This is a genomic window from Paenibacillus sp. FSL H8-0332 (assembly GCF_037963835.1).
GTDB lineage: Bacteria > Bacillota > Bacilli > Paenibacillales > Paenibacillaceae > Paenibacillus_AQ > Paenibacillus_AQ rhizoplanae.
Window position 1 is genome coordinate 1,190,533 of the sequence record NZ_CP150145.1, and the last position, 16,538, is coordinate 1,207,070.

Consider the following 16,538-nt stretch of genomic DNA (forward strand, 5'->3'; position numbering starts at 1 on the left):
TCGGCAGTTAAGTGTACCGCTGCATCTAATCTTAAGCCAATAGACCGGAGGTGGGCCTATCATGAAGGAAGAAGGTTACGAGCTTATCATCAGGAACGGACAGGTGGTCCTGCCCGGAGAAGTCCGCAGGCTTGAGATCGGGGTGAAGGATGGCAAAATCGCTGCGCTGGGTGAAGCCTTACAGACATCGTCCGGGACCAGAATTCTGGATGCGGAAGGACAATATGTGCTGCCCGGCATGATCGACATGCATGTTCACTTCAACGAGCCTTCGCTCGGTCACTGGGAGGGCTTCCGCAGCGGGTCGGCTGCGCTTGCGGCTGGCGGCTGCACCTGTTATGCGGATATGCCGCTGAACGGGAATCCGCCGACGGTGAGTCTGGAGGCGCTCCGGCTGAAGGCGGAGGCCGCAGCCGGGAACTCGGCGGTGGATTATGTGCTGTGGGGCGGACTGGTGCCCGGGAATCTGGAGGAGCTGGAGGGACTGGCGGCTGCAGGCGTTACCGGGTTCAAGGCGTTCATCTCGAATCCTGGCGGTGAAGGCGAGGGCCGGTTCCGTGAGGTGGACGATGATACCCTGTATCAGGGAATGCTTCGGATCGCCGGAACCGGCGGGATTCTCGCACTGCATGCGGAGAGCGAAGCGATAACCTCGGCGTTGGGGGCGGCGGCACTCCGTGCCGGGCATAGCGGTGCGCGGGATTTTGCGGCTTCGCGTCCTCTGCAAGCGGAGCTGGAGGCTGTGTCCAGGGCGCTGCTGTATAGTGAGCGGACCGGCTGTAAGCTGCATTTCGTCCATATCAGCACAGCGGCAGCCCTGGAGCTGATTCATGAGGCCAAGCTGCGTGGCCTGGATGTGACCGCAGAGACCTGTCCTCATTATCTCATCCTGGATGAAGACAGTATGGAGACCCTCGGAGCGCTGGCCAAATGCGCTCCACCCCTGCGCAGCAGCGGGGAACGGGACCGGCTGTGGGGAGCACTTGCTGCGGGCCGGGTCGATCTGGTCGCCTCCGATCATTCCCCCTGTCCGCCCGACCTGAAGCTGGCGCCCGGGCTGTCGTTCATGGAAGCCTGGGGCGGGATATCGGGAGCCCAGAGCAGTCTGGAATTGATGTTCCATGAAGGCGTTCATGTACGCGGCCTGCCGGTTACGCAGATCTCGGCGCTGCTCTCCGGGCTTCCTGCCCGGCGGTTCGGGCTGGAGGGGCGCAAGGGCTCCATCGCGCTGGGGCTGGATGCCGATCTGGTACTGCTTGATCCAGGTGCAGCCTATACCCTGCGGGCAGGGGATCTGTTGTACCGCCACCGGCATAGTCCCTATGTCGGAATGACCTTATCCTGCAAGGTAACGGCGACGATCTGCCGGGGCAATAGGGTCTATACTGCCGCGGAAGGCATTGTTGCTGACAGTGGAGGAGAATGGCTGCGTATCAGACACAGCCAGCCGGGGCTATGAAGCCGCCGGTCCCGCATGTCCCGGCCGGGGAGATGCTGAAGCTGCTGGATGAACTCGCAGCCTATAGCGCCCAGGGTCCCGGAGTTACCCGGCTGCTGTATACGCCGGAGTGGCAAGGGGTTCAGCATTTTTTGCAGGAGAGAATGGCTGGACTCGGGCTTGAAGTCCGGATGGATCAGGTGGGGAATGTCTATGGCACATTGGCCGGTTCTCAGGTAAGCGATAAGGTCATCCTGACCGGCTCGCATATCGATACGGTGGTTAACGGCGGACGGTATGACGGGGCTTATGGAGTAGCGGCAGCTGTAACTGCACTGCATTATCTTCTGGAGACCTTCGGTCCGCCGCTGCGGACACTTGCGGTGGTATCTTTCTGCGAGGAAGAGGGCAGCCGCTTTCCGCTGACGTTCTGGGGCTCGGGGAATGTAACCGGGTTGTATAACGGCAAGGAAAGTATAGACTGTGCAGATGTGAATGGGATCACGCTGGCGGCTGCGATGGCGGCCTGCGGCCTGACAGGGAATGAAGGGTTGGCCGCTGAAGCTGCGGCGGGTCTGGAGCAAAGCTTCTGGCGCAATAGTAGCCCTGTGCGCAGTGATATTGCCGCTTATGTCGAGCTGCATATTGAACAGGGGATTATTCTGGAGCGGACGTCCCGGAAAATCGGGGTCGTGCAGGCTATCGCCGGACAGCGGCGGTATCTTGTCAAGGTCGGCGGGACGGCCAATCATGCAGGGACTACGCCGATGGGATTAAGACAGGATGCACTCGCCGGGAGTGCGGAGATGCTGCTGGCATTGGAGCGGTCCGCCCTGGCGGAGGGTGATCCGCTGGTAGCCACAACGGGGCGGCTAGAGGTCTATCCGGGGACATCCAATGTGATTCCCGGCGAAGTGCAGTTCACGCTGGATATCCGGCATAGCGAAGCCGGAGTGCTGGAGCGCTTCTGCGCAGCGGTCCTGGCGGAGTTCGCTGAGCTTGGGCGCAGGCGCGGCCTGACGCTTGAGGTACAGATGCTGCTGGAGACAGCCCCTGCTCCTATGGACCAGGAGCTGCGCGCGGCTCTTGAAGAGATCTGTCTCCAGCAGGAGAAGCCTTATCTGAGCATGGTCAGCGGTGCGGGGCATGACGCCCAGCTGTTCGCCCCGCGCTGCCCGGCTGCGATGATCTTCGTGCCGAGCCGGGGCGGGATCAGCCATTCTCCCGGGGAGTATACCTCACCGGAGGATCTCGCTGCTGGACTGGAAGTGCTGACAGCCATATTATATAGATTAGCTTATGCTGAGGATACGTAAAATCCCGGGAGACCGGGTTTGAGGGAGGGGAGAGAATCATGAAGCGGTACGAAGATTTGTCGCCGTCCTTGCGATGCATTATGACCCCCGGCCCCGTGGAGGTTGATCCGCGTGTACTGCGGGCGATGTCTTATCCGGTGCTGGGACAATTCGATCCAGAATTCACAGAGATCATGAATGAGACGATGGAGATGCTGCGTGAGCTGTTCGCCACCAAGAATCAGTGGGCGTATCCGGTAGACGGGACTTCGCGTTCCGGCATTGAGGCGGTGATGGTCAGCCTGATTGCACCGGGGGACCGGGTGCTGGTCCCGGTCTTTGGCCGTTTCGGTCATTTGCTCCATGAGATTGCTGAACGCTGCGGGGCTGAGGTACTCACGATAGAACAGACCTGGGGCCGTGTTTTTCCTGCGGAGGAGGTAATTGCAGCTATTCGTAGCTTCAAGCCGGATGTGGTGGCGATGGTTCACGGCGAGACCTCTACAGGCCGTGTGCAGCCGCTGGCCGAGATCGGGCGTGCCTGCCGGGAGCAGGATGCGCTGCTGATTGTGGACGCCGTGGCGACGATCGGCGGGGTGCCGGTAGAGACAGATGCCTGGATGCTGGATGCCGTGGTCGGCGGAACGCAGAAGTGCCTGTCCATCCCTTCAGGTATGGCCCCGGTAACGTATAATGACCGGGCTGAGGCCAAGCTGCTGAAGCGCAAGCAGGTAGAACGTGGACTTAGAACTGACACTGCTGCTGTCAGCGAGCTGCCCGTGGTGCGCAGTAATTACCTCGACCTGAGTATGCTGCAGGATTACTGGAGTCCCCGGCGGCTCAATCACCATACGGAGATGACCTCCATGCTCTACGCTCTGCGTGAAGGCCTGCGGCTGGTCCTGGAGGAAGGGCTGGAAGCGCGGTATGCCCGGCACAAATTCCATGAGCAAGCCCTGATTGCCGGACTGTCAGCTATGGGGCTGGAGCTGTACGGGGAGGCGGAGAGCAAGCTGACGGTAGTCACCTGTGTGCTCATTCCGGCGGGCATAGACGGGGAATCCGTCCGTTCCATGCTGCTGCACCGTTTCGGCATTGAGATCGCCAGCTCCTTCGGGCCCTTACAAGGCCAGATTTGGCGGATTGGTACCATGGGCTTCAGCTGCCGGGAGAATAATGTGCTGCGTCTGCTTGGCGCGCTGGAGGCCGTGCTTGTCCGCCATGGGTACGCGGTACCTGCCAGTCAGGGCGTTCAGGCGGCACTTGACGTATATGATTCAAAAGTAAGATAATCATACAATGCGATTTGTTTAAGTGACGGCTTGCGCCCCTTGAGGGGTGTCAGGGCCGTTTTTTCTAAATAGATAACCGGAAGGGAGTGCACATGATGACTTATACACGACAACCATTGGCCGACTGCGTGCCTGAGTTGGTAGCTACAGCCCGGGGAGATCAGAAGGCTACACTGGTAATTACAGGCGGCAAGCTGGTCAATGTATGCTCCGGTGAGATTCTGGACGGCATGTCCGTCGCTGTACAGGGCGGGCGCATTGCTTACGTCGGCAAGGACGTCTCCCATACGATTGGGGAGAGAACGCAGGTTATTGATGCGGCGGGCAGATACATTGCTCCCGGCCTGATTGATGGACACTGCCACATTGAGAGCACTCAATTGACGGTGACTGAATTCGCCCGCGCTGTACTGCCGCTGGGGACGACCGGAGGCTTCTTCGATGCCCATGAGATTGCCAACGTATTCGGGCTTAAGGGAATTAAGCTGATGCTTGACGAGATGCGGGGAACGCCGCTGGCTGCCTATATGCAGGTGGCTTCCTGTGTCCCTTCTGCGGGTGCGGAATTTGAGACAACCGGCGCGTCCATCGGACCGGAGGAAGTAGCGGAAGCCTACACCTGGGGCGAGGATGTGATCGCACTCGGCGAAGTCATGAACTTCCCGGGGGTAGTCTATGGCGATGAGAAGATGATTGGGGAGATTCAGGCCACGCTGCGTGCGGGACGGTATGTCGACGGGCATTTCACCTGGCCGGCGAGTGACTGGAGACTTCCGGTCTATGCCGCAGCAGGGGTGACCGGGGATCATGAGTGTGTGACAGCGGAGGATGTGATCGAACGCGTACGTCTGGGGATGTATGCCAAAATGCGCCGCGGCTCTGCCTGGCATGATGTCGCCAAAACTATCACGGCGCATACCGAGCATGGGCTGGACCCGCGCCGGATGATGCTGGTGACGGATGACCGCAGCTCCGAATCGCTGCGCGATGAGGGGCATATGGATTTTGTCGTACGCCATGCGATCTCCCAGGGAGTGAAGCCGGTCACGGCTTTTCAGATGGCAACGATCAACACAGCCGAGCGCTTCGGCGTAGCCCGCGATATCGGCTCCATTACGCCGGGCTCCTGCGCGGATATCATTCTGCTGGACGGGAATCTGGCTGATGTTCATGTGGTCATGACAATTGCGGCTGGCGTTGTTGTGGCTGAGAACGGAAGCATGACGGCTGAACTGAGTCCGTACACTTACCCGGATGAAGTGCTGGCCTCCGTGCATCTGCAGCAGCCTCCGGTTCCCGCAGACTTCGTGATTCACGCGCCCATTGAGGAAGGTGTGCTGGCCACGCGGGTTATCCAGGTCATTGAGAATCATGTGGAGACCGACGAGCTGATCATGAACCTGCCAGTGGCTGGATCGGAGCTGGTTGTGCAGGGCGGCCTGTGCAAAATCGCTGTTTTGGAGCGGCACAAGGGAACCGGCAACAAATCTGTCGGGGTCGTGCAGGGCATCGGCTTCCGCGAGCCTGCGGCCATAGCGATGACTGTAGCTCATGACAGCCATAATGTGCTGGTCATCGGCAACGATGATGGCCTAATGGCGCAGGCAGCAGCTGCCGTGGCGGAAGCGCAGGGCGGTGTTGCGGTGATTACCGCTGCCGGGACCACCTTGTTCCCGCTGGCGATTGCCGGACTGATGTCCGCAGAGCCATTCGAGATTGCCGCTGCGCAATCTGCTGCCATCAGCAAAGCGTTATATGATGCGGGCTGTACGCTGAACTATGCTTTTATGACCCTGTCTCTGCTGGCCCTGGCGGTTATCCCCACACTGCGGATCTCCGATAAAGGCTTGGTGCGGATCTCCCCCGAAGAGGGAATTCAACTGGTACCGTTGTTCGTCAGCTAAGGCTGCGGGACTTCCTGCCGGGGAAGATATACTAGTATTCTAATCTTGAGCCATTCAGTCTTTCACAGACTGGGTGGCTTTTTGTTTGTTGTTTAGGAAATTATAGTTCCCGTCTATGGCTCCATGCTCCACAGCCAATAACATTTATAAAGAAATCCTGCAAGAAGTGCAACAATACTGCCCCATAGAAGCTGCTAATGCTGAAATCTTGCAAAAAATGCAACAAATTCAGCGCTATCTTGCTCTAAACACCGGAATTTGTGCCAATAATGCAACATTGTACCGCAGCCAGTAACATTTGTAGAGAATTCCTGCCAGATGTGCAACAATGCTATCCATACAATCGGTCGGTGAGAGAAAACGCTTAGAATTGGCAAGAGATAGGCGGAGCAACGCCAGGAAAGGAAGAGACAACATTGGATTCCACGTATAGTTCACCTAAACTCTCCGGAGGTGGGCGAACGTAAATGGAGAGCAGCAGTGCACTTGTATTAGGGTTTGATACTCCCACTCTTAAACAGCGGAGCGGGCGGAATGATTGTGGAAAAGCGGAGCGTGCTCCTAAGCGCCGCCGTAATTCAAACTCCATATCCTGCACCGCTTTGTCCTTCGTCTGTGGGCATAAAAAAGATATTAATTAACCGATTTTTCGCAGCGTGAAACAGAAAATTTTAAGTTTTTAATGAAAAAGCATTAACAATAGGGGCGGAAAAGACGATAATACTTTTAAATTAGTTAAAATTATTGTCGAATCATGAAAATTCAGCATATACAGATAGTCCAAACCTGAGGAACGGGGTGCATGAGAATGATGAGATTAGAAACACAGGACATCTTGAATATCACCAGGAAGCAAATTACCGGTATTTTTAAAATGGAGCCGGTTGAACTGAAATTTGTCAATGATTATCAGGGTGAGCAGTATCTGCTGACCAATGATAAACTGCATCTCAGCAACCAGCATTATTGGGCTAAGGTCATGGAATGTGTGTTCGAGAACCATGTCAGACCTGTTCTGATGTGCGAGGTGCTCTACTTCCTGCGCAATGAGTTTCTGGAAAGTGACATCAAGCTGATGTTCTCCTATGATTTTGCGGAGGGCTCGGAGGGGGAAGCGGCGGCTTCGGCCGAGATCAGCTTCAAGGATTCGCCGGATCTGCAGCCTGATGAAATTGCCGAATTGATTGATTTTGCGCTGACTTTGCAGGATAAGCAGTGGTTCGAGGAACTGACTGCCAAATATAAACAGCTCACTCTTCAGTAATCATAACTCTAATAAGCCGCCCGTTCACAGGATCAAGGTACCTGTAGACCGGGCGGCTTATTGTTTAAAATATAGAATTTATATAGCGGGGTGCCACCCCTGGGCTGTGCCGCTTACCAGTTCCGCGAGGAAGCTAATCCACTCTTCCGTGTCGTTCAGACAAGGGGCCACCTCCAGCATCTCGGCGTTTCCGCCGCCCATGGCGAAGAGCTCCCGGCCTTCTACTCCCAGCTCATGCAGCGTTTCGAGGCAGTCAGTGACAAGTCCGGGTGAGAAAATCAGCGGCCGCCGGATTCCGCGTCCGCTTAGCTCTTTCAGGGTATCGGCGGTAGACGGGCCTACCCAGGTCTCCGGGCCGAAGCGGGACTGGAAGGAGAGCTGCCAGCGTTCCGGGGTCCAGCCCATCGCTTCTGCGAGCAGTCGGCCTGTCTCCTGGCACTGCTGCGGATAGGGATCTCCGGTCTCGGCATAACGGCGGGGAATGCCGTGGAAGGACAGGACATAATAATCAGGCTCTTCACTCATGGCGCGGATCTGCCGCAGCAATAAGGATCTCATCGCTGCGATGTAGCCGGGCGCATCATGGTAGGCTTCTACATACCGCAGCGCCGGTACGAACCGCTTGGATACCTGACCGGAACGGCTGTGCCGTCCCAGGGCGGCGAAGCTTGCAGCTTCATAGACAGAAGCAGTTGTAGTAGAGGAATACTGCGGGAATAAAGGAAGTACAATGATCCGGGTAATGCCCGAAGCTTCCAGCTTGCGGAAGGCTTCAGCCATGCCGGGGGTGCTGTAAGCAAGCCCCAGCTCAACTTGATAGCTGCTGCCCAGCAGTGCCTGGAGCGCTGCCTGCTGTGATCTGGAGTGGACGAGCAGAGGCGAGCCCTCTTCCATCCAGATCTCCTGATACAGCTTCGCGGACCGGCGCGGACGGGTGCGCAGAATAATACCGCGCAGCAGCGGCTGCCAGAGCAGCGGATGATAATCAATGATTCTGCGGTCAGACAGAAACCGCTTCAGATAGGGGCGGACCGCCTTGGCGCTCGGGGCGTCAGGAGTTCCGATCTGAGCAAGAATAACGCCTATACACGACTGATTCATGAGCGGCTGTTGCTCCTTTCCATGAACATGACATCGTTTAAAAATATCATATTCAAGCACAAGCACACAATATAATATATCGCACGGCTATCATATGAAGGAGGATATGGGAGATTATGAGAGGCGGAAGAAATATATATTTTATGTTATTGCAAAAAAGTGATGTTTCTTATAGGGTGTGTGATTTTCTACACAGAGAAAAGAGTTTCAATTTTGTTACCATCAAGCCAGAAATATTCACCAGCAGCTTGAAGTCCACTTATGTGAATTAATTCACTGCAATATGTGATTTTTTTCACCTTTTGAAAGATTGTATATATAGATGAATCTTTTCTTACACGGGCTGGGCCGAGCAGGATTGAAGGAAGGAGTGGGTGATGTTCAGGAAGAGTTGGCTGCTCTTCGTAATCAGAAAGAAATGAATGGACCAAAACGGTTTGAAAACGCTACATACTACTGGGGAATAATAAAGGAGCATACGCATTTGAAAAAACTAATTTCTTTGACTGTAAGCGCAGCCTTGCTGCTCGCGCCACTAGCCTACACGATTAACGCACCGGCCTTGAATCTGAAGGTGGATGCGGTTTCAGCAGCCTCGGAAGAAGCGCCGGCAGCGACTGCTAAACCCGCTCCGAAGGCAACGGCCAGACCAGTAGCCACTCCGAAGGCAACAGCCAAACCGGCAGCCACTCCGAAGGCAACAGCCAAACCGGCAGCCACTCCGAAGGCGACAGCCAAACCGGCGGCAACCCCGAAGGCGACAGCCAAACCGGCAGCCACTCCGAAAGCGACAGCTACACCAGCAGCAACAGCTAAAGCAACCACTGCACCGGCAGCATCCGCCAAGGCTTCTGCGAAGCCAGCGGCAACTGCGAAGCCTGTAGCAACAGCAGCACCAGTTACTGTGCACGAGGATGTATATCAGGACGGAGTATATGTGGCCTATGGAGATGCGTATTCCAAGGGTACAGAGGGTGCGAAGGTAACGATTAAAGACGGCAAGATCTCCGATATCGAGCTGCTCAGAACCAGCCCGAAGATCATCGACCGCAATGCCCGTGAGAATTACAGCGGCGTATGGGTAGCCTACGGTCTGATGAAAGACAGACTGATGGGCAAAACCAGAGACGGCGCGGCTGCGGTTGACGCTGTATCCGGCGCAACCCGTACCAGCAACGGCTGGAAGCTGTCTGTAGACAGAGCTTTTGAGAGATCGCTTGCGCACCAAGCGGCTGATGCCACTTATTTTGGCGGAGTCCACATGGGTGTAGACCCTGAGGCTAAATACGCAGTCTTTGCTACCTATGAAGCAAACAAGCTGACTGCGGTTAAATTGTATCCGCTGAGTGCTACCGGAGATTTCGTGGATGAGAAGACTTATACTGCTGAACAGACAGCGGCAATTGCAGCTATTACACCTGCATTGCTGGCCAAAGGTTCTGCTGCACAGCCGGTAGCCGGTTTCGAGGCCGAATCCACAGCCGCAGTTAATGCCTTCTGGGATGCAGAGCAGAATGCGAGCGTTCATAACGCGGCTGCTTATATCGATGGATTCTACTCTTCCTACGGTACAGCAAGAAGTGTAGGCGTGGAAAGAGCGGATGTTGTGATCCGCAACGGCAAGCTGGTGGATGTGAAGCTGTTCAGATTGGGCAACAACTTGATAGACAGAGGCGCAACCGCTTATGCGGAGGTTGTGAAGGCGAATGCTCCGATGACAGCCAAGCTGCTGGCTAACGGCTCTTATTTTGCCAAATATGACGAGAAGGTAGACGGGATTTCGGGCGCTACCGAGAGCAGCCACGGCTGGAACCAGGCGGTAGAGCGTGCTTTTGAGAAAGCCTTGAAGGTTCCGGGTGAAGGTCAGTATTTCGACGGTAAATTTGCCGGTGTGGATAATCAGTCCAAGGTTATGCTGCTGGTTGATATCGATGCGGATCAGGTAACGGGCATCAAGCTGAGCCTGTTTGGTACAGACGGCAAGCTGATTGCTGACGACAAGCGTACTGAAGCACAGAAATCCCTTGTAGACCAGCTGACTGCCGGTTTGCTTGCAAAAGGCGTAGACACTGCTGATATTGCCGGTCAAGAAGCTGTATCTGCCGCAGCAAAAGCAGCTCTGACTGATGCTTTGACCAATGCGTCCAAAGTACAAGGCACTTATAAAGACGGCACCTTCACCGCTTATGGTGATGCTTATGACAAAGGCACGAACAAAGCAGACGTTACACTGCGTAACGGCAAGATTGTAAATGTTGCTCTTTCCCGTGTTGGCATGAACATGGTGGATCTGGGTAAAGCCGCTTATGCTGAGGTGCAAAAAGCCATTCCGGTTCTGACCGCCAGCTTCCTGGCCGCAGGCACAAGAGAAGGTGCCCAAGGGGTCGATGCGGTATCCGGCGCTACCAGCAGCAGCAATGCGCTGAAGGCAGCCGTTGACAGAGCTTATGGTAAAGCGGAAATTACGGAAACGGATAAGGCCGCTTACTTCGACGGGATTTTCATCGGTGCAAGTGTGGATAAGACTGTAAATGTCATGGTTACTACTAAGTATAATGTGCCTGTAACTATGGCTGTGTACTACCTGGATGATAAAGGTAAAGTAAGATATAATCTGACGGATGATGAGCTGCTGGTGAAATACGAGATCGAGAATACCTCGAACGGCAAGGGACTGCATAAGTACGGGTACCGTGCAGCAGCCTTCGGAGCGAATGATGCCCAGAAAGCCATCTCCGCCAAAGCGGTAGAAGCGATCAAAGCAGCGCTCGAATCTGCCGGCAAATAACAGAATCCATTCACTGAGGGTTGTCCTTGGCCATGTAAATGGCCGGGACAGCCCTTTTTGCAGGTGTGGACATAAATAGGAATGCCAATCGTATAGTAATTTAAAGGGATTTGGGAAGGGAGTGTCAAACCTCTAATATACACACTAATATACCCAGCAGGCCCAGGCCTGTAAGTAATAGGAGGCTTCACAATGACATTAATCAAACAGCTAGCCCCGCAGGATGAATTCACCGGCTTCTATCTGCTTAGAGAACTGGTGCTGAAACAGACGAACGGGACTCCTCCCAAGGATTACTTCGATATTGTACTAGGTGATTCCAGCGGTCAGATTTCGGCTAAATATTGGGACGTCAGTGTGACGGATAAGGAGACTTTTTTTCCGATGGCACTGGTGAAGGTCCGCGGAATTGCCCATACCTACCGGGAGAAGCTCCAGGTCAAGGTCACCAAGGTCAGACTGGTGGATGAATCCGACGGAGTGTCGCTTACGGACTTCATCCGCTCGGCTCCTGTGCGTCCCGTGGACCTGGTCCATACGATCAAAAACGCGATGGCGAGCATTGCCGACCCGGAAATTGCGTCAGTTGTTAACTTCTGTGTCGGTAAGGTAGAGGAGAAGCTGATGCATTATCCGGCGGCCAAAACCCATCATCATGCTTATTTTGCCGGACTGGCTTATCACATGGTCCGTATGCTGGAGATTGGAGATTTCCTGTGCAAGCAGCGTCCGTTCCTGAATCCTGATCTGATGAGAGCGGGCATCATCCTCCATGATATCGCCAAGCCGGAAGAGATGATCTCGCAGTACGGCATTGTGTCGGATTACAGTGTGAAGGGCAAGCTGATCGGGCATATTTCCATGGCCTCCAGCTGGATTACGGAAGCGGCAATTCGCACCGGCATTGATCTGGATTCTGAGAAAATCCTGGCGCTTCAGCATCTGGTATTATCCCATCATAATCTGGGCGAGTGGGGAAGCCCGGTCCAGCCGCAGACGGCTGAAGCGGTTGCCCTGCATCATATCGATGCGATGGATGCCAAGCTGCAGATGGTGGAGGATGCCCTCGACACCACTCCGGAGACGGAGGAATGGACGCCGTTCATTAGAGGTCTGGAGAATAAGGCCGTCTACCGGCTGAAGCTATAACGATTGAGACTCTTATATCGCTGAAAAAAAGCAATTCCCCCATCCCGTAGTTGCGGTTTGGGGGGATTGCTTTTTTTAGGATTAGGATATTATGTTTCAGCGGACGCAAGCTCAATGTATGCGAAAAACCGAACACAATAGGCACCGGCGAAGGTGCATGAGCTAGATGTTCAGGCGGACATCAGCATCATTCACCCGTTAGGCGCTTATGCTCAGGACCTTCAGCCTCCGCTGCTGCGGCGGACTCTGCCTGTGCCTTCGTGGCGCTGCCCGCTTCCAGGCCGTAATGGCTGCACAGGGCTGGAAGGCTGCCCGGCAGCCACTCTCCGACAGCAGCGAATCTCCATTTGTCCTTATAGCGGTAGAACTCTCCGATAACAACAGACATGCCTGGCATAACACTCCGGCCGAAGGGGAATAAAGCCAGCCTGACTCCCGTCCGGGAATCAATCAGTGATACAGAAGCGTTCCAGACCGGGCCCGGATTCCGGTCACCGCTGAACTCCGCAACCGTGAAGGCCAGCGCAATCCGCGTGATGGCTGCCGGCAGGCTGGTCAGCTGAAGATACAGATGTCCCATGTGCGCAGAGGGCTTAGAGCAGAAGACGGAGCCGCTGGGGTCTTCCATATTCTCATGGAAGATAAGCTCCTGCTCCTGCTCACAGCGTCCGCTCTCCCGGAGCAGGAAGGCGGCGGTCTCCGGCTGGACCGCTGCCGGGTGCGAAGCCGGAGCGTCCCACTCCACAGCGGCAAGGAGTCTGGTGGCGCTGAGCTTGTCACCGATATCCACGCGCTGGCCGCGAACCAGTATGGGGACAGCCGCAGCACCGGCGGCTGGCGGTGCTGCGGCCGGAAGCTGGTCAAGTGAAGCTGCTGGCGCTTCAACTTGTGCCTGTTCAGCTACCGTTCCGCTAACCGGCAATCCCGGGCTTGCAGCAACTGTGGGCTTAGCTGCTGCCTTCTTCCCGGCAGCCGGCTTTTTCGCGGTCTTCTTGGGTGCTGCCTTGAACGGCGTATATCCGCCGTCATATATCGTCCCGGCCTTGTAGCCCTGGCTGCCGGCTAACAGTAGCGGATCGAACTGCTGCCACTGCTCCATCAATTTCAGGAGAATCAGTGCCGAAGCTCTGGCATCCTCCAGGGCATCATGGTGCTTCAGCCGGATGCCGAAATGCGCTGAGATGACATTCAGCTTATGGGAGGGGAGGTCCTGGAGCATTTTTTTGCCGAGCAGGTAGGTACATAAATATTGAAAGCCGGGATAGCAGAGAGAGTAGTCGTCCAGGCAGTACCGCAGCACACTCATATCGAAGGCGGCATTATGCGCGATCACAATCTCGCCTTGCAGCAGCGGCTCTACCGTGGGCCACAGCTCAGCGAAGGTAGGCTGGCCTCTGATCATTGAGGGCGTAATGCCATGAATGGCAATATTCATCCCGTCGAACGGTTGCTGCGGGTCAATCAGCCAGTTGTGTTCTGCTGTAACGATACCATCGCGGACCTGAACAAGCCCCAGGGCACAGGCGCTGGAGCGGCCGGAATTGGCAGTCTCAAAATCTATCGCAGTGAAATTCATCAGGTAAAGCCCCTATCTATCATCTAATACCTTTCATATTAAAGGAGCAAAGCTGGAAATACAATCTGTTCAGGTTGTGCAAGGCTGCCTCAATAGGGTATACCTTATCTATGAACTTCTGGAATAGACTGCTATGAAGAGGAGATGAGAGACTTGCAGCTGTCAAAGGGTCAAAAGGCAGATATCACCAAAGGAAGAGAGGCTCACGAGATATCCATTCAGCTCCGCTGGAACACGCAGCATAGCGGAGTGGGCGTCGATGCGGCAGCCTTTCTGTTGTCGGATCAGAACCGGTGTGAACGGGATGAGGATTTTATATTTTACGGGAATCCGGTGTCGAGGGAGGGGGGAGTAGCTCATTCTGCGGAGGGGGAGAACGGGGCGAGCCTGTCCATTTCGTTATCGAAAATACCTCAGCATTATGCCCGCATTGCGGTAACCTTGACGATCTATGAGGGCGAGCAGCGCAACCAGCGGATGAAGGATCTGTCCGGCTTGCAGCTAACGCTGACAGACCGCAGGACTGGGGAAGAGTTGTACCGCTTCGAGTATGGGGCGGATCTGTCAGAGGAGACAGCTGTCGTAGCCGGGGAGCTGTACCGCCATCAGGGGGAGTGGAAGTTCAGCGCAATCGGAAGCGGGTATAACGGAGGACTGGCTGCACTCTGCAAGAGCTACGGGCTTGAGGTTGAGGAAGAGACCGGGAGTGAGGTGGCAGCAACGGCAGAAGTGGCGGAGAGGGTGGAACGTGTAGAGCCTGCCCGGCCGCAGGCGGAAGACAGCGCACCGGTTAATGTGCTGTCTTCTATCGACTTACGCAAAAAAATAGTAGAGCTTACCCTCATCAAAAAACAGTTAACGGATGTAACGGCCAGAGTGGGGATCGTGCTGGACATTACCGGCTCCATGAGAAGCCTGTATGCCAGAGGGGTTGTCCAGGAAGTGGTGGAACGTATTCTCGCTGTCGCCAGCAAGTTCGATGACAACGGCTCATTGGATGTGTGGGTCTATGATACAGAATTCAGCAGATTGCCGCCGGTTACGGAACAGGAGCTTGGCAGCTATGTTGTCACTCATATCATGAATAACGATTCGATCCATAAATTCGGCCGCAATAACGAACCGCCGGTCATGCAGGATGTGATCCGGAAATACACCCGGGAGGAGAAGGATTCAACCCCGGTATTCATTATATTTATTAACGACGGAGGTGTAGTTAAGCCTACCAAAAAAGTAATTATGGCCTCCTCCGCCCTGCCGGTCTTCTGGCAGTTTGTAGGGATCGGTGACTCCGACTTCGAGGTGCTGAAGCAGCTTGATACGATGAGCGGCAGACTGGTGGATAACGCAAGCTTCATTCATCTGGACCGTATCGAGGAAGTATCCGATGAGGAGCTGTATGATCAGCTGTTGAATGAATTCCCGCAGTGGCTGAAGGCGGCGAAGGCGAAGCGGATTCTGTAGCGGCAGGGAGAAGAGCGAAGGGAGGAAATGGAGGGAAGGAAACGGTGGAAAGATAATAGTCTGGGTATTGACGAGACACCGGGGATTGTTGGGCCCTCTGGCCGCTGTCCGTCTGAGATTTCTTGATTTAACCAGTAATTTTGCGTAGTATGTTCACGTTCACCCCTATCTATTGTGCTTACGTTCGCAGTATATAGGCATTTTCAAAGTATATAGACATGAATGTTGCACTATTTGCAGCTTGGATTCCTAGTTACCCGGGTGTAGGGAGGAATGTTGCAGGAAATGCAGGAATTGTGCTGCTAAGCCGTCCGTAGGGGGAAGATATCCTGCTTTTTATGCAACAATGTTGGATTCTGGCTGGGATGTTGAGGGGAATGTTGTATTTTGGGCAGGATTTTGCAAAAGCTCGCGGCCGAAGCGGGGCTTTAGGGCGGCTCGCCGGAGCGCCGCCGCCGGAAGGTCGCTGCCGCACGCTGCAGCGCCCCACCCGCCCGGCCGAACGGCTAGACCGCCCATGATAGGGCGGTCTAGCCGTTTTCGCTCAGACTGCGGATGTTCATTTCGTCTGCAGACTGGCGGAGACCGGCAGCGTCAGGCGGTAGCCCTTGACCAGAGTATCCCCGTTCTTCAGATCTGTCTCATAAGCCCGCTTGAAGCCTAAGCCTTCATACAGCCTGACCGCAGACGCCATCATATCCGAAGTATGAAGATTCAAGCTGGCTGCCCCAAGCGCAAGGGACCTTCCTGCGGCTTCATGGATCAGAAGCCTGGCCACCCCGCGTCCCCGGACAGCCGGAGAGACAGCGAGCAGACGGATGATCGGCGTATGGATTCCCAGCTCGGGCCTGCCGTAAGCGGCCTCGGAAGAGGTGAACAGCAGCACGCTCCCTACAATTTGTCCATCCAGTTCGGCTACAATCCGGGAGACTGGTGCATCGCCATGGACGGAATCAAGAATGGAATCGCGGTAATCCGCCCACGAAGGCGCGGGCAGCACGGCTGAATATTCGCTGTAGGCTTCGAGTAATACTCCGGCAATGGCTTCACGGTCTGCGTCTGCGGCTTCACGGATTACAATCTCTGCGGAAATGTTCATCTGGCTCCTCCTGTTCGGAAATGGGTATGCCGCTCATTATAATCCATAAATCCGATGAGTATAAGGGGAGTTTAACAATTTCGATTAACGGATAGAAAAGTTCTATCTGCAATTGTGATCCATGTAATGGTATTGGCTGTATATTAGAGGATAAGTCTGTTGACAAAA

At 55.0% G+C, this 16,538-nt stretch carries 11 protein-coding genes and 1 pseudogene; 9 read left to right on the plus strand and 3 right to left on the minus strand.

Annotated features, from left to right (window positions below; all coding sequences use genetic code 11):
• Positions 1-61 precede the first annotated feature (61 nt).
• The 5 genes from allB (at position 62) to NST43_RS05300 (ending at position 7,193) form a co-directional block, all read left to right on the plus strand.
• Positions 62-1,459 carry an allantoinase AllB gene (gene allB / locus NST43_RS05280; protein WP_339222962.1) on the plus strand — a complete coding sequence of 466 codons (1,398 nt, stop codon included), beginning with the start codon at positions 62-64 and terminating at the stop codon, positions 1,457-1,459.
• The gene (locus tag NST43_RS05285; RefSeq protein ID WP_339222963.1) at positions 1,456-2,754 is read left to right on the plus strand and encodes a Zn-dependent hydrolase; all 1,299 of its coding nucleotides are present in this window, start codon (positions 1,456-1,458) and stop codon (positions 2,752-2,754) included. The genes allB and NST43_RS05285 overlap by 4 nt, the downstream gene beginning before the upstream one ends.
• Before the next feature lie 38 nt (positions 2,755-2,792).
• Complete coding sequence (locus tag NST43_RS05290) at positions 2,793-4,025, plus strand: alanine--glyoxylate aminotransferase family protein (protein WP_339222964.1); 1,233 nt, start codon at positions 2,793-2,795, stop codon at positions 4,023-4,025.
• A gap of 95 nt (positions 4,026-4,120) precedes the next feature.
• Entirely contained in the window at positions 4,121-5,929 is a 1,809-nt protein-coding gene (locus NST43_RS05295; protein WP_339225340.1) for an adenine deaminase C-terminal domain-containing protein, read from the plus strand.
• Between the two features lie 808 nt (positions 5,930-6,737).
• Positions 6,738-7,193, plus strand: coding sequence for an IDEAL domain-containing protein (locus NST43_RS05300; protein WP_209991524.1), 456 nt, complete (start codon positions 6,738-6,740; stop codon positions 7,191-7,193).
• A gap of 78 nt (positions 7,194-7,271) precedes the next feature.
• Here NST43_RS05300 and hemH read toward each other — a convergent pair whose 3' ends face one another.
• Positions 7,272-8,294 carry a ferrochelatase gene (gene hemH, locus NST43_RS05305; RefSeq protein WP_339222966.1) on the minus strand — a complete coding sequence of 341 codons (1,023 nt, stop codon included), beginning with the start codon at positions 8,292-8,294 and terminating at the stop codon, positions 7,272-7,274.
• Positions 8,295-8,778: 484 nt separating this feature from the next.
• Between hemH and NST43_RS05310 the strand changes: the two genes are divergently transcribed.
• Both NST43_RS05310 and NST43_RS05315 read left to right on the plus strand, forming a co-directional pair.
• A complete protein-coding gene (locus NST43_RS05310) occupies positions 8,779-11,082 on the plus strand; it encodes an FMN-binding protein (RefSeq protein ID WP_339222967.1) in 2,304 nt (767 codons plus the stop codon).
• A gap of 192 nt (positions 11,083-11,274) precedes the next feature.
• Positions 11,275-12,231, plus strand: coding sequence for an HD domain-containing protein (locus NST43_RS05315; RefSeq protein WP_209991521.1), 957 nt, complete (start codon positions 11,275-11,277; stop codon positions 12,229-12,231).
• A 187-nt stretch (positions 12,232-12,418) separates the two neighbouring features.
• Here NST43_RS05315 and NST43_RS05320 read toward each other — a convergent pair whose 3' ends face one another.
• On the minus strand, positions 12,419-13,807 hold the full coding sequence (locus NST43_RS05320; protein ID WP_339222968.1) for a TerD family protein: 1,389 nt from the start codon (positions 13,805-13,807) through the stop codon (positions 12,419-12,421).
• 144 nt (positions 13,808-13,951) lie between these two features.
• Between NST43_RS05320 and NST43_RS05325 the strand changes: the two are divergent.
• Both NST43_RS05325 and NST43_RS05330 read left to right on the plus strand, forming a co-directional pair.
• Positions 13,952-14,473, plus strand: a pseudogene (locus tag NST43_RS05325) (TerD family protein); the annotation flags it as partial.
• A 132-nt stretch (positions 14,474-14,605) separates the two neighbouring features.
• Positions 14,606-15,271, plus strand: coding sequence for a VWA domain-containing protein (locus NST43_RS05330; protein ID WP_339225341.1), 666 nt, complete (start codon positions 14,606-14,608; stop codon positions 15,269-15,271).
• Positions 15,272-15,830: 559 nt separating this feature from the next.
• Here NST43_RS05330 and NST43_RS05335 read toward each other — a convergent pair.
• Positions 15,831-16,370 carry a GNAT family N-acetyltransferase gene (locus NST43_RS05335; protein WP_339222970.1) on the minus strand — a complete coding sequence of 180 codons (540 nt, stop codon included), beginning with the start codon at positions 16,368-16,370 and terminating at the stop codon, positions 15,831-15,833.
• Between the last annotated feature and the right edge of the window lie 168 nt (positions 16,371-16,538).